Source organism: Streptomyces sp. PL-29 (assembly GCF_058344425.1).
The window spans coordinates 1,422,546-1,443,155 of the sequence record NZ_CP136996.1; the positions used below are offsets into that span (position 1 = coordinate 1,422,546).

Here is a 20,610-nt window from a genome sequence, read left to right on the forward strand (position 1 = left end):
GTATGAGCAAAACCCCAGCTCAGGGCAGAGGTGTCAGCTCTACGGGGAAGGCGTTGAGTACGGCCGTGCCGGAGAGGCGGTCGATCCGGGTCCCGTCGAGCAGCTGGTTGACGTTGGCGCCCGGGACGGCGGAGGCGACGCCGAGCCGGGCGCCCGAGCGGTCGTGGCCCCACCCGTGCGGGAGGCTCACCACTCCCGTGCGGACGGCGTCGGTGACCTCGACGGGGACCTCCAGGCTCCCGCCGTCGCCGGCGACCCTGGCCCGGCCTCCGTGGGTGAGACCCAGCCGCGCCGCGTCCTGCGGGTGGACCTGGAGGGTGCACCGGTTGGAACCTCCGGTGAGGGCCGGGACGTTGTGCAGCCAACTGTTGTTGGACCGCAAGTGGCGGCGGCCCACGAGGACCAGGGCGGCGGGGCGGTCGGCGAGCGCCGCGCGCAGCGTGGGGAGCTCGGCCGCGATCGGCTCCGGGAGCAGCTCGACCTTGCCGCTGCGCGTCTTCAGCACCTCCCGGAGCCGGGGCCGCAGCGGGCCCAGGTCGATGCCGTGCGGCGCCTTGAGCAGGTCGTCGAGGCCGAGCCCGTACGGCCCGAGGCGCAGCATCATGTCCAGCCGCCGCTCCGGGCCCGTACGTCCGGTCAGCCTGCCCGCCTGCGCGGACGGGTCGGTGCCGTGCAGTGGCGAGCGGGCGTCCGCGGCGGCGCGGGCGAGCGCGTCGGAGATGACGCGCTCGTCGACGGCTGCCGGCGGGGCTCCGTGCAGCCCCGACACCGCGAGGATCAGGCGCGCGTGGATCTCGCACTCGTCCATCCGCCCCTCCTCCAGCGGGACCGCGGGCGGTGAGTAGCGGGCCTGGTTGCGTACGGCGAAGGCGTTGAAGGCGAAGTCGAAGTGCGCGCTCTGCGCAGGCGGTGGTGGCGGGAGCACGACGTGGGCATGGCGGGAGGTCTCGTTCAGGTACGGGTCGACCGAGAGCATGAAGTCGAGGCCGGCCAGCGCCCGGTCGAGGCGGTCGCCGTCGGGTGCGGAGAGGACGGGATTGGCGGCGATGGCGATCAGGGTGCGGATCCGTCCCTCCCCCGGTGTCTCGATCTCCTCGGCCAGAGCGGCGATGGGCAGTTCGCTCTTGGCCTCGGGATGTCCGCTGACCCGGCTGTGCCAGCGGCCGACCGCGAACCCCTTTCCGGGGCCGGCCGGCCCGGGGGCGCGGTCGGTGGCGGAGAGCGGGAAGAGGACCCCGCCGGGCCGGTCGAGGTTGCCGGTGAGGATGTTCAGTACGTCGACCAGCCAGCTGGCGAGCGTGCCGTGTTCGACGGTGCAGCTGCCGATCCGTCCGTAGACGGCGGCGGTGGGTGCGGCGGCGAGCTCGCGGGCGAGGCCGCGGATCTCGTCGGCCGTGAGGTCGCAGGCGGGTGCGACGGCCTCAGGGGTGAAACTCCCGAGAGCTGCGCCGAGTTCCCCGAGTCCTTCGAGGTGTTCCCCGAGCGACCCGGGGGTGGCGGACGTCTCGACGAGCAGGGTGCGCGCGAGGGCGGCGAGCAGGAGGCGTCGGTGCCGGGGCGCGGCGCGAGATGGTGGTCGGCGAGTGCGGCGGTCCGGGTGCGGCGCGGGTCGACGACGACGAGGGTGCCGCCCCGGGCGCGCAGGGCCTTGAGGCGGCCGGGGAAGTCGGGGGCCGTACAGAGCGAGCCGTTGGACTCGACCGGATTGGCGCCCAGGAGGAGCAGGAAGTCCGTCCGGTCGAGGTCGGGGACCGGGATGGCCAGGGGGTCGCCGAAGAGGAAGCCGCTGGAGACGTGCTTGGGCATCTGGTCGAGCGTGCTGGCGGTGAACAGGTTGCGGGTGCCGAGGGCCTTCAGGAAGCAGCGGCGGGTAGAGGGCGCCGGCCATGGTGTGCACGTTCGGGTTGCCGAGGACCACGCCGACGGACTGGGGCCCGTACTCCCCGGCGAGGCGGGGTACGGCGGCGGCGACGGCATCGTAGGCCTCCTCCCAGGTGGCCTCCCGGAGCTGCCCGTCGCGGCGGACGAGAGGGGTGCGCAGGCGGTCGGGGTCGGCGTCGATCTGGCCGAAGGCGGCGCCCTTGGGACAGATGAAGCCGCGGCTGAAGACGTCCTCGCGGTCGCCGCGGGCACCAGTGACCGCGGTGCCCTCGATGGTGAGGGTGAGGCCGCAGGTAGCTTCACAGAGGGGGCAGATGCGCAGGGCGGTGCGGGGCATGGGCCCTCCAGGGCGGCAGGCTGCGGCACGGGCATGCGGGGAACACCGAGCATACCGACCGGTAGGCACGGTGGCGAGGGAACGGACCTGGTTCGCGTGCCACGCGGCCGGCCGGCGCCCATGCGGGCGGGGCAGTGAACGGCCCCCTGGGGGGCGGGGCGGCACCCCGGAAACCGGGACGGCACGCGGAGGCGGGTGGAGGCGCCGGGCCGGGAAGGCAGGACGCCGGGGCCGGGGAGGTGGGACGCCCGGGCGGGCTCAGCCCAGCACTCGGGCCAGGTAGGCGTGCATCATCGCGCGGGTCTCGTCGACGATCCCCGGGTCCCCCGCCGGATCGGCCCGGAAGGCCAGTTGGATGAGGGCGTCGGTGGCTTCGACGGCGACGAGGACGGCCCGCTCCAGCGCGGCGTCGGGGGTGAGGCCCAGGTGTCCGCAGAGCAGTTCGGTCAGGCGGTCGGCGACCTGGTGGTTGGGATCCGGTTCGGGCTCCCCGACCGGCGGCGCCGGCACACCGAAGTCGACGAGCGCGAAGCCGGGCACACTGCGCTTCATCGCCAGGTACTCGTCCAGTACGGCGTCCACGACCGGTCGCCAGTCGGTGGCGGGGAGGCTGCCGAGGCGGTTCGCTATGCCGTCGGCGTAACGGTCCAGATTGCGGTGGGCGAGGGCGATGGCCATGGCCCGTTTGTTGCCGAAGAAGCGGTAGACGGATCCGATCGGCACGCCGGCGCGCAGGGCGACGGCTCGGGTACTGAGGTTCTCGTACCCGGTCTCGTCCAGCAGCTCGGCGCAGGCGTCGAGGATCCGGGCGAGCCGGTCGGCGCTGCGCTGCTGGATCGGCGTACGGCGCAGGGAGTGGGCGGGAGGCACGTGGTCCATCATGCCGCTCCTCGCTTCCGGGCCCGGCGGGGGCCTCAGTTCAACAGGAGGCCGAGGCCCCCGATCGTGTAAACGATCATCAAGGCGAGCAGCGGCAGCTGTCCAGCCACGGCTTTCGCCGGCGGGAAGAGGCGCACCGAACGGTCGTGGGCGGCGATGACGCCGAGGACGTGGCCGGCGACGACGGCGACGACCTGGAGGACGGCGAGACCCCCGGGGCCCAAGGGCGGGACGGGTTCCGGGACGTTGTCAGTGCCGAGTGTCATGCTTACCGTGCGTGATCCTTCGACTACCAGAAGGGAGAAGTAATGGGCGATGAGATAGCCGAGGGCGATCGGGACGAGTGAGTGGGCGAAGGCCGTCAGCGGGCCGGGGTGCGGACCGCTGACGAGACGGGTGGCCATCGCGCACAGGCAGTAGAGGGTGGCGACGAGGGCGATGGAGCCGAGCAGTCCGAGTGTGGCCGCGGGGGTGTGGCCGAGGGGGGAGGTCTGCAGGGTGTTGATCCACGAGGGGCTGTCGGAGAAGCCGTCGTAGGCGGTGGATCCGAGGAGGACACAGACGGTGGCGAGGAGTCCCGGCCGCTCCGGCGTCGCGTCGAGTCCGTGAAAGGGGTTGCGGAGGACGAGACGGCCGTCGTTTCGGCGGCCGAGGGGGGAGAGGCGGGCGAGGAGGGTGGAGTACGCCTCGAAGGCGTCTCCCTCGGCGAACCAGCTCTCGCCGTACCGGGCGGCGAGCAGCAGTTGGGCGGTGGTGTAGACGGTGAGCGCGATCAGGAGGGTGGTGGTGGATGCGGGATCGGGCGAGACGAGTTCGAGCCAGGTGAAGCCGAACAGTCCGGCGGCGGCGGGCCACAGCCCCAGCCGGGTGGGAAGGGGGTGGCGGCCGGTACGGGGGCGGCGCAGGGCCAGGGAGAGCAGGCGGTGCACGGTGCGCAGCGGGTTGAGCAGGCGCCATACGGGGCCGAGGAGGAGGGAGGCGGGTACGAGTCCGACCCAGAGGAGGACGTAGACGGCACCGGGAGCGGGGTTGCGCGCGGGGTCGTCGGGACCGAGGAGGAGGTGCAGCAGGACGAGGAGCGCGGCGGCGAGTCCGAGCCCGCGCAGGGCGGTCCGGGTGGCCGGTGCGGCGGCCGCCCGCTGGAGGGCGGCGGGCAGGGCGAGGCCCGAACGCTCGCCGCGGAAGCGGGAGGTGGACCAGAGCAGGCCGAGCGCGAGGAAGGAGACGAATAGCGCGGCGAAGGCCCCGGCGAACGCGTAGAAGGGAGAGATCGGCAGATCGTGCCGGGATCCAATGCCGTGCGCGAGCACGGTGAACGGCTCGGCCGGGTGAAGGATCACGTCCCGGCCGTGGCCGAAGGGAGCCGGGCTCACCGTCGGACCGCCGGGCACCGCGTACCGCCGACGGTTCGGCCTTGCGGCCCGCGACCAGGACCTCGACCGCACCCGGATGCGGGCACGGGCCCGGGTGCGGGCGCGGGTGCCGGTGCGGGTGCCGGTGCGGGCGCGGTCGGCAGGGCCGGGACGTCGACGGCGGATACGGAACGGGCGGCGAGTAGGGCGCGGGCCGCGGGCGGGGCGTGGCGGGCCGTCATCGGACGAGGAGTTGGGTCAGGACGAGGCCGGTCTCGTGGGTCTCGACCTCGAAGAGGCCCGTGCGGTCGGCCGTCAGGATCAGGGTGGCCTCCTGGCCTGCCGGCAGGGCGAGTTCCTTGTCGTAGCCGTGGACGTGGAGGGTGTCCGCGCGGTCGCTGGTGACGCGCAGGGCGACGCGTTCGCCGCGCCGCAGCTCGGTGCGGGCCGGGGCGGGGCTGACCTTGCCGCCGCGGACGGTGATGGTGACCGTGCGGTCCGGCTGCTCCGGGCCCGGTGTCGGCGGCTGCGGTGACGGCGGCTGCTGGGGTGGCGGCCCGGGGGGTTGACCGTGGTGGTGGCCGCCGGACGCGCCCGGCGGCGGGGCGGTGAGCCGGGCCGCGACCTCGACGGGTTTGCCGGCGACCGCCCAGGCCGTGTGGTCGTCCGCGTAGAGGCGGACGGTCAGGGTGTGCGCGCCCTCGGGGACCTGGGCCGCGGGCAGGTGGAACCAGGGGCCGTACAACCTGGCGATCTTGCGTCCGTCGAGCTCCAGGTGGGCGTGGCCGGCGCCCGGGAGGGCGGCGCCGCCGGTGCTGTCGGGGGTGAAGCGGAAGTTGTTCACGGTCAGCTGGAGGTTCCAGCCGTCCTCGGAATCGGGGCGGAGGGCCAGTCGGACGTCCGGGGCCCCCTCGGCCGGGACCTCGCGGAGCGTGTGGCCGGCCGCGTCGGCGGCGGCGAGCAGGGTACCGACGCTGCCGGAGGCCTGCTCGTGGCTGGTGCCGGGCTTGTGGTGGGTGGTGGCCCGCCCGCCGCAGCCCGTCGCCGCGCCGCCCGCGAGGAGCAGGGCGAGGGCGAGCAGGGCCGCGGTGCGGGCGGTGCGGCGCGCCCCGCGGGCCGGGCGGTGCGGCGCACGGCACGCGTCGCACCGGGCGCGGCCGTCGAGCCCCTCGTCGGTCCGGTCGGTCACGGCCGGCCTCCTGCGGCCCGAGGCGTCCGGGCCTCCCCGGCTCCGGGGGCTCCCGGAACCGCCTCGGCCGCCGCGCCCTCGCGCCGGTCCGGGGCAGGGCCGGGCGGGACCGGGGCGCGGTCGCCGTCGGGGGCGTCGCCCGGACCGGCGGGGTGGGCCGGGGCGGCACCCGGCCGGGCCGAGGCCGCGACCGCCCACAGGACCCAGACCACGGCGACCAGGGACCTCACCCAGGCGGGGCTCAGCGGGGTCCACGGAATCATCAGGACCGCCTTGTCGAAGGCGTCCAGCAGCGTCAGTCCAGCCAGCAGCAGGGTCAGGCGCGCCAGCCAGGGGCGGCCGGACCGCAGCACCAGGCCGGCCCCCGTCCACCAGAGGCCGAGCAGCAGGAGGGCGAGGGCCGGGACGAAGGTGGAGGTCAGGGTCATGGTCGAGCCGGCCACGTCGAGGGCCAGTCCGGCCAGGCCGAGCAGCGTGGCCGCGGCGCCCAGGCGGGAGCCGCGCAGGCGGCGCCACCACAGGACCCCGCCGACGAGCAGCAGTACCGCCGCCACACCCAGGGCGAGCTGGGTCTCCACCCGCTCCAGTCCGCGCGCCCCGTACCAGTCGCAGCCGGCCGGCAGTTTGCGCGCCTGGACGTTGTAGTCCGCGCAGACGAGGAGCTGGATCAGTTTGACCGGCTCGCCGACCAGGCGGGCCGACGCCCCCGTGACGTCGCCCCGTCGCTCGCCGCACCGCGGGACCGTGCCGGGGGTGGAGCCGTCGGGTCCGTCCTGCCAGCAGTTGCCGCTGCCCTGGCCGTCCCACCAGACGTCCATGCCGTTGGGGCGCGAGGCGCCGGACCGGTCCTTGCCGAGGACGTTGCCTGCGTACCGGTTGTGGTGGGAGGTGTCCGTCTGCTTCGACCAGGCCTCCTCGCCGCGGATGAAGGCGGGGACGGCGCTGAGGAAGAAGCCGGCGCGCTCGTGCCCGTACACCCAGTTGCCCTCGTAGAGGTTCCAGTTGCCGCCGGCGGTGATGATGCCGGTGCCCGGCGGCATGGAGATCTGGGGGCAGACGACGCCGCGCTCGTAGCCGCGCTCGATGGGCGGTTTGGCGCAGGTGCCGTCGGCGACGTGGCGGTAGTAGTCCTGGTTGTTGTCGTGGATCAGGTTCCGCTCGAACTTGGCGTGGTTCTGCGGGAGTCCGGGGTGGCCGGGGAAGGCGCTGTCCATCGAGGCGCCGCCCATGTTCTGGTCGAATTCGTTGTCGTGCACCCACACCGAGTCGCCCGCGGTGCCCGAGTAGCCGACCATGTTGTGGTGGCTGCGGCAGCCCGTGATCTCGATGGAGTAGCGGGGGACCTCGTAGCCGCGGCCGTCGTTGATGTTGGAGGCGCTGCCGGGGTAGATGCCCGAGTCGCCGTTCCCGTAGGACTCGCAGTTCTTGTACAGCCCGTGGTCGCTGGCGAAGGTCAGGAAGCCGTACTCGTCGTTCCAGCGGGTGAGCACGTCGTCGATGACGAAGCCGTCGGCGGCCAGGACGTACAGCGAGTTGAAGGTGGTGCGCTGGGCGGTGAAGTTGCGGAAGTAGACGCCGTCGGACCTGTCGGCGCGGATGGCGTTCAGCTTCTGGTACTTGGCGTCGATCACCACGTCCAGGCGGGTCGCGCCGGTGCCCTCGATCTGCAGGTTCCTCTTGCCGAGGACGGCGACGAGGTTCTGGTTGTGCCGGCACCGCACCTGTTGCTCGTACGACAGGATCTGGTAGCCGAGCGCGGAGTCCGGCGCTTCAAGCGCGGCGCACTCCCCCGTCGGCTGGGGCAGTGAGGGCTCCTCCTCGTACAGGCCGGGGAGGATCGCGATGTTCATCCCGGGCCGGTCCACGGCGTCGACGGCCTCCTGGAGGTGCCGGTACCCGCTCGCCTCGCAGCGCTCGTACAGGGCGAGGTTGCGCTGTCTGAGCGCCTCGGGGAAGGCGGATATCCGGCGTTCGAAGGCCGGCCGGTCGGTCTTGCAGACGATGAGGTCGGGGTCGGTCTCGCGGTATTCCGGAACGGATCCGGAGCCGTCCGGGAAGGTGACCGGGCGCTCTTCGTGCGCACGGGCGGCGGGCGCGGCGGCGAAGAGGGACAGGAGGGCGAGGAGGGCGGCGAGGAGCGCCGCCGGCACGGCAGGAAACCTGCGGGTCCACGACATGCGCGTGAGAGTAGAGCAATGTTCATCTTTTGTGATCCCCCCGGGACTGAATCCGCACCCCGGGCCGGCCGCCTCGCAGCCCTTCCTCCCGGATCCTGCCGTTTCCTCCCGCCCCGATCCCGGACTCTCGGCGGATGCCAACGGGGCGCCGTTGACGCGCGGGCCGCTGAATCCTACTGTCGACCATAGGATTACTTCGACGGAGCGGGAGCAGCACATGAGCGAGCAGGCCGGCAGCGAGCAGGCCCGGAAGACGGCCGGGGCACTGGAGTACCTCACCGGCTTCGGCAACGAACACAGCTCCGAAGCCGTCCCCGGCGCACTGCCGCTCGGCCGCAACTCGCCCCAGCGCGCACCCCTGGGCCTGTACGCCGAGCAGCTCAGCGGCAGCGCCTTCACCGAGCCCCGCAGCCACAACCGCCGCTCCTGGCTCTACCGGATCCGCCCCTCGGCCGCGCACCCGCCCTTCACCCGGATCGACAACGGCACCCTGCGCACGGCCCCCTTCACCGAGGCGCCCGCGGACCCGAACCGGCTGCGCTGGAACCCGCTGCCCGACCCGGCCCCCGGCACCGACTTCCTGGCCGGCCTGTGGACCCTCGGCGGCAACGGCGACGCGGCCCAGCGCACCGGCATGGCCGTCCACCTCTACGCCGCCAACGCGTCGATGACGGACCGGGTGTTCAGCGACTCCGACGGAGAGCTGCTGATCGTTCCCGAGCGCGGCGGCCTGCTCCTGCGCACCGAACTGGGCCTGCTCTCCGCGGGCCCCGGTGAGGTCGCGCTCATCCCGCGCGGCGTCCGCTTCCGCGTCGAGCTGCTGGACGGCGACGCCCGCGGATACGTCTGCGAGAACTACGGCCAGCCCTTCGCCCTGCCCGACCTCGGCCCGATCGGCGCCAACGGCCTCGCCGCCGCGCGCGACTTCCGGGCCCCGGTGGCCGCGTACGAGGACGTCGAGCGGCCCACGGAGGTGGTCAACAAGTTCTGCGGCAACCTCTGGTCGGCCGTCTACGGCCACTCCCCGCTCGACGTGGTCGCCTGGTACGGCACGCACGTCCCGTACGTCTACGACCTGCGCCGTTTCAACGTCCTGGGCACGATCAGCTACGACCACCCGGACCCGTCGATCTTCACCGTCCTGACCTCGCCCTCGGACACCCCGGGCCTGGCGGGCGTGGACTTCGTGGTCTTCGCTCCACGCTGGCTGGTCGGCGAGGACACCTTCCGCCCGCCCTACTTCCACCGCAACGTGATGAGCGAGTACATGGGCCTGATCGAGGGTGCCTACGACGCCAAGGCGGAAGGCTTCGTCCCCGGCGGAGGCTCGCTGCACAACATGATGTCCGCGCACGGCCCCGACCACGAGACCTTCGACAAGGCCAGCGCCGCCGAGCTGAAGCCGCAGAAGATCGACGACGGCCTGGCCTTCATGTTCGAGACCCGCTGGCCGATCACCGCCACCGCCCAGGCCGCCGCCGCCGACCACCTCCAGCGCGGGTACGACGACGTGTGGCAGGGTCTGCAACGCCACTTCCGCGCCTGACCTGCGCCGCCTACCCTGCAATGCGCCGCACGTCGCCACCGTCCAGCCGTTCGGAGATCCACCCGTGACCGCCTTCGCCCCCGACTCGCTGGTCCTGAACCGGAAGCTCCCCCTCTGGTACCAGGTCTCGCAGTCACTGCGCGCCTCGATACTGGGGCGCACCCCGGACGCCTCCCTGCGCCTGCCCACCGAGGAGCAGCTGGCCGAGCACTACGGGGTGAGCGTGCTGACCATGCGGCAGGCCCTCAAGGAACTGGAGGGCGAGGGCCTGATCAGCCGGCACCGGAGGCGGGGCACCTTCATCGAGGCGGGCGCGCTGCGCAGCACACCGGTCCGGCTGCTGGGCTCGGTCGACGCGATCGTGGCCCAGCAGTCGGGCGAGCGCACCACCGTCCTCGGCCACGGGCGCACGCCTGTGGCCGGGGAGCTGCTGGACCACTTTCCCGACACCTCCGAGGTGGTGACGTTCCGGCGTCTGCGACGCGACCGCGAGAGCGGCGAGCCGACCAACTGGGCGGAGAACGCGGTCCTGCCGGAGTTCGCCGAGGCGGTCGACGTCACCGATCTGGAGCGCTGGCCGATGACGAAGGTGCTGCGGGACGTCGTGGGGGTGCGCATCAGCCGGATCACGGACACCGTGGAGGCCCGGCTCGCGGACCCGGAGACGGCCGAACTGCTCCAGGTCCCGCTGCTCAGTCCGATCCTGCACTACACGGGCGTCACCTACGGCGAGGACGGGCGGGTGGTGGACGTGGCGCGGATCCGTTACCGGGGCGACCGGTTCTCCTTCACGGTGACGGTCGACGCGCACTGAACGGCGGCGGCGCGCACCCGCGCCGCTCCCGGCCGCCGTGCCGTCACTTCTTCTCGTCGTCGGCGGTGCGCTCGCCCTCCGCCTGGGACGGCGTGGTGCGCATCGTCTGGGGGTGGCGCTGCCTGCGCTGCGCCTCGTCCATGTCCTCGTCGAGGCGTTCGCCCTCGGCCTGGGACGGGGTCGAGTATTCGTCGTACTGGCTCATGGCCGTCTCCTCGGTCGACTCGGTTGACTCGGTCGACACCGTACGGACGGTACCTACCGCACGTACCCACACATAAGGAGCGTAGCTCTTCGGCCTCGACGCGGCCCGGCCATCGGAGCCCGTCGCTACCATCGGCGGCGTGAGCGCTGACACACCGCAGCCGGACCCGCTGCTGGACGATCTGATGCCCTGGGCCGTGGGCAGCCTGCGCCTGGGCCGCGACTGGGTGGCCGCACCCGATCCGGCGGCCCTGCGCACCCGCTGGGCCCTCCTGGCGGACTCCGAAGGGGCCGAGCGGGACCGGTTGTTCCGGCCGAGTCGCAGCCGCACCCCCGCCACCTCGGCGGCCGCGCTGCCGGGGCAGCGATCGGCGGCCACTGCACGCTTCGCCGATGCGCCCGGGCCCTGCCCCGACCCCGTACGGGTGCTGCGCGAGCCCTTCGACGAGCAGTGGCTCCTGCCCGACCAGCGGCTCATCGACACCGCCCGGCCGGAGCTCTGGCGGGTCCGCGACGAGCACCAGCTGTTCCTCATCGGCATCTCCGACCTGCTGGTCACCGCGCACCTTCCGGTCGGCCGGGTCGGCCCGATCCGTCCGCTGCACCGGCGCCCGGGCGGTGCCGAACCCAACCTCGCCCCCGGCCTGCTGCCGCTGCTGGGCGAGCGCCACGGCGGCTGGGTGACCCCCGAGGACGTCCTGTGCTGGATCCTGGCGGCCGGCCGTCCCGGTCCGCGGGGGTACGAGGTCCCGCTCGCGGCCGACCCCGGGCGCTGGCGGGCCGGGCTGGAGCTGGGTCACCGGCTGCTCACCGTCCAGCTGCGCGGGGCGCGCGGCGCGGAGGCGCCCCGACTGCCCGGTGGGCGCCGCCCGTACGTGCGGTCGGCGGTCGGGGGGTGGCCGCGCGAGCTCTCGTACGACGCGGCGAGCGAGACGCTCGGGCTGGGCGGTGGGGCGGTCTCGCCCGTTCCGGCCGGGGCGTGGGAGTACGAGGTGCAGGGCGTGCGGGTGCTGGAGAGCTGGTTCGCCGCACGCACGGCGCACCGCGGACCGGAGGCCGACGGGCTGGCGGCGCTGGGCCCCGCCGAGTGGCCGCAGAACTGGACCTCCGAGCTGCTCGCGCTGGTGACGACGCTGGCCCTGCTGGCCGAGCTGGCGCCGGAGCGGGCGGCTTTCGAGCCCGGTCCGGGCCTGTCGGCCGCGGAGCTGCACGCGGCCGGGGTGCTGCCGCCGCCGGCCTGGAGCCGGCGCCCCGCCTCGGTACTGGACCACCAGGAGGAGGGCCCGGGCGGCCAGTTCGCCCTGCTGTGACCGGCCGGGCGCCACGTACGGCGGGCCGGCGCCGGACCGCGGGGCCGCCGGAGCGCGTGCTCGCCGGACCGCCGGGCCGCCGGGCCGCCGGGCCGCCGGAAGCCCGGACGGCGGACGGTGCGCTGATCCGCGGGACGCGGCCTACGCCGCCCAGGCGCCCAGCAGCCGGGTCACCGAACGGTCGAAGACCGCGTCCATGTCCAGGCCCGCTCCCGGGACCGGACCGCTGCCCGAGACGGCCGCCGCCAGCCTCGGATACTCCCCCGTGGCGAGCCGGGAGCCGAGCCAGGCCGTCCGTACGGCCTGTTCCTCGGCCTCGCTCCAGGGCAACGCGCGGGCCCGCTCGGCCAGTGCCAGCTCGCCCGCCACGTAGGTCGCGACGCTGCCGTTGACGGCGGCGACGAGTTCCAGCTTCTCCCCGTCGGGCGCCGCCAGCGGAGCCAGGCACTCCAGGCTGTGTTCCAGGTAGCGCAGGGCGTTGGGGCTGAAGCCGTACAGGGGGGTCAGCAGGCGCGGCAGCCACGGATGGCGGTGCATCAGCGCCCGCGTCTGGCGGGCCAGGGCCAACAGGTCGGCCCGCCAGTCGCCGGTCGGCGCGGTGAACGCGTACTCCCCGCTGACTGCGTCGACCATGAGCTCGTAGAGCTCCTCCTTGCGCGGCACGTAGTTGTAGAGGGACATGGTCCCCGCGCCGATGCCCGCGGCGACGCGCCGCATGGAGACCGCGTCGATCCCCTCGGCGTCGGCGATCCGCACGGCTTCGGCCGCGATCGACTCGCGGCTGTGCGCGGGCCTGGGGCCGCGGCCGGCCCGCTGCGGGCGGGACCAGATCACTTCGGGTTCAGCGGGTCGCCCGCCGGCTGTCATCGCTCAGATCACCTCGTCGTCTCGACACCATCTTAGTTACGTACGCCGTACGTAATGCGGTACGGTGACGCACATGACGACTACGTACGCTGTACTTAGTGAAGGTTTGGAGAAGAGCTACGGGCGGATCCACGCCCTGCGCGGCCTCGACCTCGCCGTTCCCGAGGGCTCGGTCTGCGGACTCCTCGGACCCAACGGCGCCGGCAAGACCACCGCCGTCCGGATCCTCACCACCCTCACCGCACCCACCGGCGGCCGCGCCCGCGTCGCCGGCCACGACGTCGCCCGGGACCCGGCGGCCGTCCGCCGCGCCATCGGCGTGACCGGCCAGTACGCCTCCGTGGACGGGGACCTGACGGGCCGGGAGAACCTCCGGCTGTTCGCGCGGCTCGCCGGGCTGCGGGGCTCCACGGTCCGCTCCCGCGCCGACGCGCTGCTGGAGCGCTTCGGGCTCGGCGAGGCCGCCGACCGGGTGGTCTCCACCTGGTCCGGGGGCATGCGGCGGCGCCTGGACCTGGCCGCCGGACTCGTCACCCGGCCCCGGGTGCTCTTCCTCGACGAGCCCTCCACCGGCCTGGACCCGGCGGCCCGCGAGCACATCTGGGCGGCGGTGCGCGCACTCACCGAAGAGGGCACGACGGTACTGCTCACCACCCAGTACCTGGAGGAGGCCGACCGGCTGGCCGACGACGTCGTGGTGGTCGCCGAGGGCCGGGCCCTCGCGGGCGGCACTCCCGCCCGACTCAAGGCGCGGATCGGCTCCCGCGCCGAGGTCGCCGTCACCGCGCGGGAGGAACTCGCCGGCGCGGCCGGGGTACTCGACCGGCTCACCGGCGGCCGGCCCGCGCTGGACGAGGAACGGCTGACCGTGGCCGTGACCGTCCTCGACGCCGGCATCACCCTGCCGCGGATCATCCGCGCGCTCGACGACGCCGGCGTCCCGGTCACCGACGCGCGCCTGCGCCCGCCCACCCTCGATGAGGTGTTCCTGCGCCTCACCCGATCCCCCGCCGTGACCGGCACCGCCCTCCGGGAGCAGGAGGCCGCCGCATGAGCACGCTGCTGTCCGACGGCGGGGCCGTCCTCGTCCGCCAGTTGCAGAAGGCCCGGCACGCACCGGCGCTCCTGGTCCTCACCCAGACCATGCCGCTCACGATGCTGCTCTTCTTCGGCTACGTCTTCGGCAGCGCGCTCGCCATGCCGGGCTCCGAGTACCGGGAGTTCCTGGTGCCGGGGCTGCTCGCCGCCACGGCCGCGAACGGCCTGATGACCGGCATGTTCACGGCCGCCCAGGACGCCCACCGCGGGGTGACGGACCGCTTTCGGACCCTGCCGATGAGCCGCTGCGCCGTGCCGCTCGGGCAGACCGCGGCCGACCTGCTCACCACGGCCGGGTCGATGGTGCCGCTGATGTTGGTGGGGCTGGCGATGGGCTGGCGAACCGAGAACGGCCTGCCCGGCGCACTGGGGGCCCTGGGCGTGCTCCTGCTGTTCCGCTTCGCCGCCGCCTGGACGGGCACGTACCTGGGCTTGCTGAGCCGCAGCGAGGAGGCGGCGGGCCAGCTGGGCAGCGCCACCTTCGTCCTGCCGATGCTCTCCAGCGCCTACCTGCCGACCGCCGGCCTGCCCGGATGGCTGCGCACGGTCGCCGAATGGAACCCCATCAGCGCCGTCGCCACCGCCGTGCGCGAGCTGTGCGGGAACACCGGGGGGCGGGCCGGGGCGGACGCCGCCTGGCCGGCCGCGCATCCGGTGGCCGCGGCACTGCTGTGGTCGGCGCTGCTCCTCGCCGTGTCCGTACCCGCGGCCACCCGCCGGTTCGCCCGCGGCGGAGCCTGACACGGGCCTCACGAAGGACCACCCCGGACGTTCAGCGGCACACATCGCCCGCCGGGTGGTGACAGACCCCCGTCCGACCAGGTAGGCAGGGCTTCATGAGCACCGAACCGCTGCCCCTGGACGGCATCACCGTCGTCGCCGTCGAGCAGGCCGTCTCGGCCCCCTTCGCCACCCGCCAACTCGCCGACCTCGGCGCCAGGGTGATCAAGGTCGAGCGTCCCGACGGCGGCGACTTCGCCCGCGGCTACGACACCACCGCACACGGCCTCGCCTCGCACTTCGTGTGGGCGAACCGCGGCAAGGAGTCGATCGCGCTCGACCTGAAGGACCCGCGTGGCCGCGAGGTGCTGCACGGGCTGCTGGCCGACGCGGACGTCTTCGTGCAGAACCTCGCCCAGGGGGCCGCCGCCCGCCTCGGACTCGACTCGGCCGCGCTGTGCGACCGCTATCCGCGGCTGGTCGCCGTGGACGTGTCCGGCTACGGCGCAGAAGGCCCGTACGCCCACAAGCGCGCCTACGACATGCTAGTGCAGTGCGAGGCGGGGCTGGTGTCGGTGACCGGCACTCCGGAGCAGCCGGTCAAGGCGGGCATCCCGGCGGCCGACATCGCGGCCGCCATGTACGCCTTCTCGGGGGTGCTGGCCGCGCTGCTGCGCCGCGGCGCCACCGGGCGTGGCGGCCGGGTGGAGGTGTCGATGCTGGACGCGCTCGCCGAATGGATGGGGCACCCGTTGCACCACACGATGCACGGCGGGGAGCAGCCCGTGCGCACGGGGCTCGCACACGCGGTGATCGCCCCGTACGACGCCTACCCGACGGCGGACGGGGACCGGGTGCTGCTGTCCGTGCAGAACGACCGCGAGTGGCGGCGTCTGGCGCGGCAGGTGCTGGACCGGGCCGAGTTGGCCGAGGATCCGGCGTACGCGACGAATACGGCGCGCACCGCGAACCGGGAGAGGACCGACGCGGTGGTGGCGCAGGCACTGGGCCGACTGGGCGCGGACGAGGCGATCGACCGGCTGGAGGCGGCGGGAATCGCCTGTGCGCGGCTGAACTCGGTGGCACAGCTGGCCGGGCATCCGCAGCTCGCGGCCCGGGGCCGGTGGCGGGAGGTGGGATCGCCGGTCGGTCCGCTGCGTGCGCTACTGCCGCCGATCGGGCTGCCGGGCGGCGCGGCACCGCACATGGGTGCGGTGCCCGCGCTGGGTGAGCACACCGACGACCTGTTGCGCGCCCTGGGGATGGCGGGCGCACGGATCTCGGAACTGCGCCGGGACGGTGTGATCGCTTAGGGCCGGGGCGGCCGGAGCCCGGAAGGGCGAACGACCGCGGGTGCGAGGGCTGTTACGAGCGGCGGCTGCCGAAGAGCGTGCGACGCAGGCGGCGCAGCGGCGCGAAGAGCGAGACGCGCGCGCTCCGGCTCCGCAGACGGTGCGTATGGTCGCGGGAGGTGAGTTCGCGCATCAGCAGGGTCGCCTCCGCGGCCTCCCGGTGCGGGACGGCGGGTCCGCCCAGCACGGCGAGATGGCGGTCGAGGCGCGAGCTGGTCGCACTGCTGCCGCAGGTGATGGCAGGCACGCGTGGCGGCCTGCTGCGCATTGCTATCTGTTCCATGATCTCTCCCCACCCGTACGAGGGCACCCGGCCCGGGCAGGTTAACCCTATCGTCCCCGCATTGCCCCCGGGTATCCCGGTGGTGTGAATTACCCCTGCCACGACGGGGAGTTGACGATTACTCAGCGGAGTTGTCCGTTACTCTCCGCACAGGATCCGGTACGGACATCACGCTCCGGAAGAGCCCGGCGCGAGTCTCGTCACGACAGGGGCCACTTCATGCACACTGCGCTAACTTGGAGTGACCGGACGATGACGTATGGGCGCACGGAAGCATTCGGGGGGCTCGCGTGAGTGAGGAATCCAACTCCGATCATGTCGTCGCGGGCCGCTACCGACTGCTGGAGCAGATCGGCCACGGCGGCATGGGCGTGGTGTGGCGGGCCCGGGACGAGGTGCTCGCCCGAGACGTGGCCGTCAAGGAGGTCCGCGCACCGGCCGGGCTGGACCCCGCCGAACTCGCCCGTATGTACCGGCGCCTGGAGCGGGAGGCCTGGGCCGCCGCCAGGGTCTCGCACCGCGGAGTGGTCACGGTCTACGACGTCGCCTCCGAGGACGGCCGCCCCTGGATCGTGATGGAGCTGGTGCGCGGGCTCTCGCTGGCCGACGTATTGGAGGCGGAGGGGCCGATGCCCCCGCAGCGCGCCGCCCACATCGGCGAGCAGGTCCTCGCCGCCCTGCGGTCGGCGCACGACGCGGGGGTGCTGCACCGGGACGTGAAGCCGGCCAACGTACTGGTCGCCAACGACGGCCGGGTGGTGCTCGGCGACTTCGGGATCGCGAGCCTGGAGGGCTCCTCCGCCATCACCATGACGGGCGAGGTGGTCGGCTCCCCCGAGTTCCTCGCCCCGGAAAGGGCGTTGGGACGCGAACCCGGCCCGGGGTCGGACCTGTGGTCGCTCGGCGTCATGCTCTACACCTGCGTCGAGGGGGTCTCGCCGTTCCGACAGGCAACCGCACTGGACACGCTGCGGGCCGTGGTGGACGGGGATCCGCCCCCGGCACGCCGGGCCGGTCCGCTGGAGCCCGTACTGGCGGGGCTGCTGCGCAAGGATCCGGCGCAGCGACTGGACGCGGCGGAGGCGGCCCGGATGCTGCGGGTGGTGGGCGCGGGCGGAACCGTACGGGCCTCCGGCGGACCGGTGTCGGGGCCCACCCCGGCGATGCCGACGGCCCGCCTCGGGCACGAACCACAGGGCAGCGGGCCGTACGGGCCCCGGCCCGCACCGCCCCCCGCACCCGGCCGGACTCCGGCGGCCGGGGGTGCGGGCGGAGACGCGGCCGGGGGTGCGGGCGGAGGCGGGGGCGCGGCCGGACCGGTGCTCGTCGCCGGGATCGCCCTGCTGCTGCTCGCCCTGGCCGCGCTGGGCTGGGTCCTGCTGAAGGACCTCGGGGACACGGGCGGCGGCGGTGGGAACGGGGGTGCCCCGACGGGCCCGGCCACCACCGCCGGGGCTCCCGCCACGGCTTCCACGGGGACGGCGCCGGCCTCCGCGCCCGCATCGTCCCCGGCTCCGGCTTCGCCGAGCGCGGACGGGCACGTGTCGGTGTACGTCGACGCGGTGCGCACCGCGTACGCCGGGAACTGCCCGCCGCCCCCGGGGCAGGCGCCCGCCTTCAGCGCGACCGTCGAGGTGGAGCGGGTCCCGGTGGTGCTGGAGTACCGCTGGGCCACGCGGAGCGGGCGGAGCTCCGGGCCCGGCTGGCAGTCCGTCACGTACGAGGCCGCCGGGCCGAAGAGCCGGCGGCTGGAGCACACCGAGTTCACCCACCTGCCCGACGGGGTCTTCGAGGACGCGGTGCGGCTGGAGGTGCGGGGCCCGGCGGAGGTCGCCACCTCCTGGGTGGCGACCTCCGTGACGTGCGAGAAGGCGACGCCGTCGGGCGGGGCCTCCTCGCCCGGCGCGAGCCCGTCTCCGGTGTCGCCGACGCCGAGCGCCGCGGCGACACCGGAGGCCGGTCTGCCGGATCAGGCGGCGTTGGTGAGGACGGGCAGGTAGCCGCCGGACTGTCCGGCGGCGGTCGGGTGGTAGGACTCGGGGATGTTCAGCCAGTTGACGCTGTGCAGCCACGGGCTGCCGGAGCAGATCTCGTGGCCCGTGAAGGAGCCGACGACCGAGGCGAAGGTGAAGCCGTGGCTCGCGGCGCGCTTGGCGATGGCGGCGTTGAGGTGGTCGGCCGCGCCGTTGATGGCGGTGCGCTCGCCCTCGGTCAGACCGGCGATGCAGGTGCCGTTCAGCTTGTAGAAGCGGGGATAGCCGAGGACGACGACGCGGGCGGAGGGAGCCCGGCTGTCGATGGCGTCGTAGACGCGGTCGAGCAGTCCGGGAAGGGTGGAGTCCACGTAGGCCTTGGCCTGGTTCACCCGGTTGACGCACGTGGATTCGGACTGGAGCACACAGGTCGTCATGACGTCGGAGAATCCGGCGTCATTGCCGCCGATGGTGATGCTGACCAGGTCGGTCCCGGAGTTCAGCGGGCCGAGCTGACCCGAGAGCACATCACCGGTACGGGCGCCCGAGCAGGCGGTGAAGGCGAAGGTCTGCGGGGAGTGGGCCGCAGCCCAGAGGGCGGGGTAGGCGCGGTTGGTGCGCTTGCAGTTGCCGCTCGCACCGTCGTAGTTGCCGGCACCGAGTCCGGAGGAGTACGAGTCGCCGAGGGCGACGTAGCCGAAGTCGGCCTGGGCGGCGGCCGCCTGGCCGGCGCCGAACAGCACGGCGCCCGCGGCGAGTAAGAGGGAGGAGGTCAGGGCAGCGAAGCGCGACATTCTCATGCTCATGTGTGCGGCTCCTTGTGGGGGTTGCTCCTGAGTCGTTGGTACAAGCAGCCGGGAGTCGCCGGAAGTGTCCATGCCAAGAATGTTCGGAGTGGAGTTGCGGCCGGAATCTTCACCCGCCCCGCGTTTGAAGAGGGAACTTGGCACCCGATCCGGCGAAACACGCGTGCACGCGGGCACCTCGTGCCGGATCATGGGCGCCATGCCAGCCAACCCGCATGACGCGCTGCCGATCCGGCTCAACGTCGACGACAGCGATTCACCGTCGGACGTCGTCGACGCGCTGTTCCTCGGCCGGTTCGCCTCGGGCGAGCAGCCCTACTCGCACAGCGTCTCGATCGAACGGGTCAAGGCGGAGGCGACCCTCCTGCCGCCGGAGGCCACCGTGCTGCGCTCGGCGCGCGACAGCGACCGCAGCGCCACCCTCGCCGAGGGCAAGGGCTGGACCATGCTCGTCTCCCGGTGGAGCCGGGGCGCGGACGTGACCGTGACGGCGGTCAGCGACGAACTCGCCTCCAGCGTGCTCGGCGAGGCCACCGAGAACGTACAGGACGAGCCGGAACCCCAGCCGGAGAACGTCACGATGGGCTTCTGGTACGTCTCGCCGCGCCGCGGCCCGTACCGGACGACCCGCCAGATCGCCGCAGGGACCTGGGCGGAGGTGCGGCCCAACTACACCGCGCCGGTCGCCGGAGCCATGGACCGGCTGATGAAGGTGACCCCGGACGACATCGCCGGGCGGCTGCTCCTGCTGCACGGGCCGCCGGGCACGGGCAAGACCTCGGCCCTGCGCACGCTGGCCCGGTCCTGGCGGGACTGGTGCCAGGTGGACTGCGTCCTGGACCCGGAGCGGCTGTTCAACGACGTCGGCTACCTGATGGACATCGCGATCGGCGAGGACGAGGGCACGGCGAAGGGCCGCTGGCGGCTCCTGCTGCTGGAGGACTGCGACGAACTGATCCGCGGCGAGGCCCGGCACACGGCAGGCCAGGCCCTGTCGCGGCTGCTGAACCTGACGGACGGACTGCTCGGGCAGGGCCGCAACGTCCTCGTCGGCGTGACGACCAACGAGGACCTGGAACGTCTCCACCCGGCGGTGGTCCGCCCCGGGCGCTGCCTGGCCCGCATCGAGGTCGGGCGGCTGACCCACCGTGAGGCGGTGGACTGGCTGGGCACCGACGAGGGAGTCTCCCGCGAGGGCGCCACCCTGGCCGAACTGTTCGCCCTGCGCCGTGGCGCGGGCCCGGCCGCGGTGCTGCCCCCGCAGCCCCATTCGGAGGCGGGGCTGTACCTGTAAGCCTCCGGCGGCCCGAATCCGGCCCCGCCGGTGTTAGAGGCGCGGGGGTCCGGGGCGGAGCCCCGCGGGCCTGGTCACGGGCCGGGCCGCGGCCGGGCCTACTTCGCGGCGTACCGGGCCCGGAGGGCTTCGGTGGCGGCGGCGATCGCCTCGGCCTCCGTCAGCCCCAGCCGGTGCACCCGCTCCGCGAACGCCTGCGCGGCCGAAGCCGCCTCGCGCGCCGCCCCCTCCCCCGCCGCCGCGACGAAGGTCCCGTTGCGGCCCCGCGTTTCGATCACCCCGTCGGCCTCCAGTGCCCGGTAGGCCTTGGCGACGGTGTTGGCGGCCAGCCCCAGGTCCTCCGCCAGCCCCCGTACCGTCGGCAGTTTGAAGCCGGCCGGCAGCTTCCCGGACCGGGCCCGGGCGGCGATCTGCGCGCGCAGCTGTTCGTACGGGGCGGCCGACCCGGCCGTGCCGTCGATGGTGATCTTCAGGTTCGTCGAGCTCACGGGGGTGATTGTCCACCATCGCCGGTCAATTGGGAGGCGC

17 protein-coding genes and 1 pseudogene are annotated in these 20,610 nt (G+C 73.8%); 8 read left to right on the plus strand and 10 right to left on the minus strand.

What is annotated here, in order from left to right:
* Positions 1-19 precede the first annotated feature (19 nt).
* The 5 genes and pseudogenes from R4Z63_RS06515 to R4Z63_RS06535 all read right to left on the minus strand — a co-directional run bounded on the left by R4Z63_RS06515 (position 20) and on the right by R4Z63_RS06535 (position 7,815).
* Positions 20-2,480 (minus strand): annotated as a pseudogene (locus R4Z63_RS06515) (molybdopterin-dependent oxidoreductase).
* Positions 2,477-3,097: a TetR/AcrR family transcriptional regulator gene (locus R4Z63_RS06520; RefSeq protein WP_384447020.1), complete on the minus strand. Its 621-nt coding sequence runs from the start codon at positions 3,095-3,097 to the stop codon at positions 2,477-2,479. The pseudogene R4Z63_RS06515 and the gene R4Z63_RS06520 overlap by 4 nt, the downstream one beginning before the upstream one ends.
* Before the next feature lie 35 nt (positions 3,098-3,132).
* Complete coding sequence (locus tag R4Z63_RS06525; RefSeq protein ID WP_384446946.1) at positions 3,133-4,437, minus strand: hypothetical protein; 1,305 nt, start codon at positions 4,435-4,437, stop codon at positions 3,133-3,135.
* A 250-nt stretch (positions 4,438-4,687) separates the two neighbouring features.
* Positions 4,688-5,530, minus strand: a complete 843-nt coding sequence (locus R4Z63_RS06530) for a cupredoxin domain-containing protein (protein WP_384447018.1) — start codon at positions 5,528-5,530, stop codon at positions 4,688-4,690.
* A gap of 104 nt (positions 5,531-5,634) precedes the next feature.
* A complete protein-coding gene (locus tag R4Z63_RS06535; RefSeq protein WP_384446944.1) occupies positions 5,635-7,815 on the minus strand; it encodes a right-handed parallel beta-helix repeat-containing protein in 2,181 nt (726 codons plus the stop codon).
* A 217-nt stretch (positions 7,816-8,032) separates the two neighbouring features.
* Between R4Z63_RS06535 and hmgA the strand changes: the two genes are divergently transcribed.
* A complete protein-coding gene (gene hmgA, locus R4Z63_RS06540) occupies positions 8,033-9,361 on the plus strand; it encodes a homogentisate 1,2-dioxygenase (RefSeq protein WP_384446942.1) in 1,329 nt (442 codons plus the stop codon).
* Between the two features lie 64 nt (positions 9,362-9,425).
* Complete coding sequence (locus tag R4Z63_RS06545; RefSeq protein ID WP_037925693.1) at positions 9,426-10,175, plus strand: GntR family transcriptional regulator; 750 nt, start codon at positions 9,426-9,428, stop codon at positions 10,173-10,175.
* A 43-nt stretch (positions 10,176-10,218) separates the two neighbouring features.
* Here R4Z63_RS06545 and R4Z63_RS06550 read toward each other — a convergent pair whose 3' ends face one another.
* Complete coding sequence (locus R4Z63_RS06550) at positions 10,219-10,419, minus strand: hypothetical protein (RefSeq protein WP_037925690.1); 201 nt, start codon at positions 10,417-10,419, stop codon at positions 10,219-10,221.
* Positions 10,420-10,564: 145 nt separating this feature from the next.
* Here R4Z63_RS06550 and R4Z63_RS06555 point away from each other — a divergent pair, with 145 nt between their 5' ends.
* Entirely contained in the window at positions 10,565-11,689 is a 1,125-nt protein-coding gene (locus tag R4Z63_RS06555) for a type ISP restriction/modification enzyme (protein ID WP_384447016.1), read from the plus strand.
* A gap of 141 nt (positions 11,690-11,830) precedes the next feature.
* Here the strand turns inward: R4Z63_RS06555 and R4Z63_RS06560 are convergent, their stop codons facing one another.
* Positions 11,831-12,556: a TetR/AcrR family transcriptional regulator gene (locus tag R4Z63_RS06560; protein ID WP_037925686.1), complete on the minus strand. Its 726-nt coding sequence runs from the start codon at positions 12,554-12,556 to the stop codon at positions 11,831-11,833.
* 73 nt (positions 12,557-12,629) lie between these two features.
* Between R4Z63_RS06560 and R4Z63_RS06565 the strand changes: the two genes are divergently transcribed.
* The 3 genes from R4Z63_RS06565 to R4Z63_RS06575 all read left to right on the plus strand — a co-directional run bounded on the left by R4Z63_RS06565 (position 12,630) and on the right by R4Z63_RS06575 (position 15,687).
* Positions 12,630-13,610, plus strand: coding sequence for an ATP-binding cassette domain-containing protein (locus R4Z63_RS06565; RefSeq protein WP_384446939.1), 981 nt, complete (start codon positions 12,630-12,632; stop codon positions 13,608-13,610).
* Complete coding sequence (locus R4Z63_RS06570; protein WP_037925682.1) at positions 13,607-14,395, plus strand: ABC transporter permease; 789 nt, start codon at positions 13,607-13,609, stop codon at positions 14,393-14,395. Before R4Z63_RS06565 ends, R4Z63_RS06570 begins: the two co-directional genes overlap by 4 nt.
* A gap of 95 nt (positions 14,396-14,490) precedes the next feature.
* Positions 14,491-15,687, plus strand: coding sequence for a CaiB/BaiF CoA transferase family protein (locus R4Z63_RS06575; RefSeq protein WP_037925680.1), 1,197 nt, complete (start codon positions 14,491-14,493; stop codon positions 15,685-15,687).
* 52 nt (positions 15,688-15,739) lie between these two features.
* Here R4Z63_RS06575 and R4Z63_RS06580 read toward each other — a convergent pair whose 3' ends face one another.
* Positions 15,740-16,009, minus strand: a complete 270-nt coding sequence (locus R4Z63_RS06580; protein WP_172671376.1) for a hypothetical protein — start codon at positions 16,007-16,009, stop codon at positions 15,740-15,742.
* Positions 16,010-16,299: 290 nt separating this feature from the next.
* On the opposite strand from R4Z63_RS06580, the gene R4Z63_RS06585 reads away from it, so the two are divergent.
* On the plus strand, positions 16,300-18,009 hold the full coding sequence (locus R4Z63_RS06585) for a serine/threonine-protein kinase (RefSeq protein WP_384446936.1): 1,710 nt from the start codon (positions 16,300-16,302) through the stop codon (positions 18,007-18,009).
* Here R4Z63_RS06585 and R4Z63_RS06590 read toward each other — a convergent pair.
* Positions 17,979-18,782, minus strand: coding sequence for an SGNH/GDSL hydrolase family protein (locus R4Z63_RS06590; RefSeq protein WP_037926423.1), 804 nt, complete (start codon positions 18,780-18,782; stop codon positions 17,979-17,981). The two genes, R4Z63_RS06585 and R4Z63_RS06590, sit on opposite strands and share 31 nt — an antisense overlap.
* Before the next feature lie 169 nt (positions 18,783-18,951).
* Between R4Z63_RS06590 and R4Z63_RS06595 the strand changes: the two genes are divergently transcribed.
* Complete coding sequence (locus R4Z63_RS06595; protein ID WP_370466586.1) at positions 18,952-20,082, plus strand: DUF5925 domain-containing protein; 1,131 nt, start codon at positions 18,952-18,954, stop codon at positions 20,080-20,082.
* A gap of 98 nt (positions 20,083-20,180) precedes the next feature.
* Here R4Z63_RS06595 and R4Z63_RS06600 read toward each other — a convergent pair whose 3' ends face one another.
* Positions 20,181-20,570 carry a GntR family transcriptional regulator gene (locus R4Z63_RS06600; RefSeq protein WP_384446934.1) on the minus strand — a complete coding sequence of 130 codons (390 nt, stop codon included), beginning with the start codon at positions 20,568-20,570 and terminating at the stop codon, positions 20,181-20,183.
* Between the last annotated feature and the right edge of the window lie 40 nt (positions 20,571-20,610).

Bases quoted from the DNA above. Each gene is read 5' to 3' on its own strand.
- R4Z63_RS06520 (WP_384447020.1), bottom strand. From the start codon at position 3,097: ATGGACCACGTGCCTCCCGCCCACTCCCTGCGCCGTACGCCGATCCAG.
- R4Z63_RS06535 (WP_384446944.1), bottom strand. From the start codon at position 7,815: ATGTCGTGGACCCGCAGGTTTCCTGCCGTGCCGGCGGCGCTCCTCGCC.
- hmgA (WP_384446942.1), top strand. From the start codon at position 8,033: ATGAGCGAGCAGGCCGGCAGCGAGCAGGCCCGGAAGACGGCCGGGGCA.
- R4Z63_RS06555 (WP_384447016.1), top strand. From the start codon at position 10,565: ATGCCCTGGGCCGTGGGCAGCCTGCGCCTGGGCCGCGACTGGGTGGCC.
- R4Z63_RS06560 (WP_037925686.1), bottom strand. From the start codon at position 12,556: ATGACAGCCGGCGGGCGACCCGCTGAACCCGAAGTGATCTGGTCCCGC.
- R4Z63_RS06565 (WP_384446939.1), top strand. From the start codon at position 12,630: ATGACGACTACGTACGCTGTACTTAGTGAAGGTTTGGAGAAGAGCTAC.
- R4Z63_RS06570 (WP_037925682.1), top strand. From the start codon at position 13,607: ATGAGCACGCTGCTGTCCGACGGCGGGGCCGTCCTCGTCCGCCAGTTG.
- R4Z63_RS06575 (WP_037925680.1), top strand. From the start codon at position 14,491: ATGAGCACCGAACCGCTGCCCCTGGACGGCATCACCGTCGTCGCCGTC.
- R4Z63_RS06580 (WP_172671376.1), bottom strand. From the start codon at position 16,009: ATGGAACAGATAGCAATGCGCAGCAGGCCGCCACGCGTGCCTGCCATC.
- R4Z63_RS06590 (WP_037926423.1), bottom strand. From the start codon at position 18,782: ATGAGAATGTCGCGCTTCGCTGCCCTGACCTCCTCCCTCTTACTCGCC.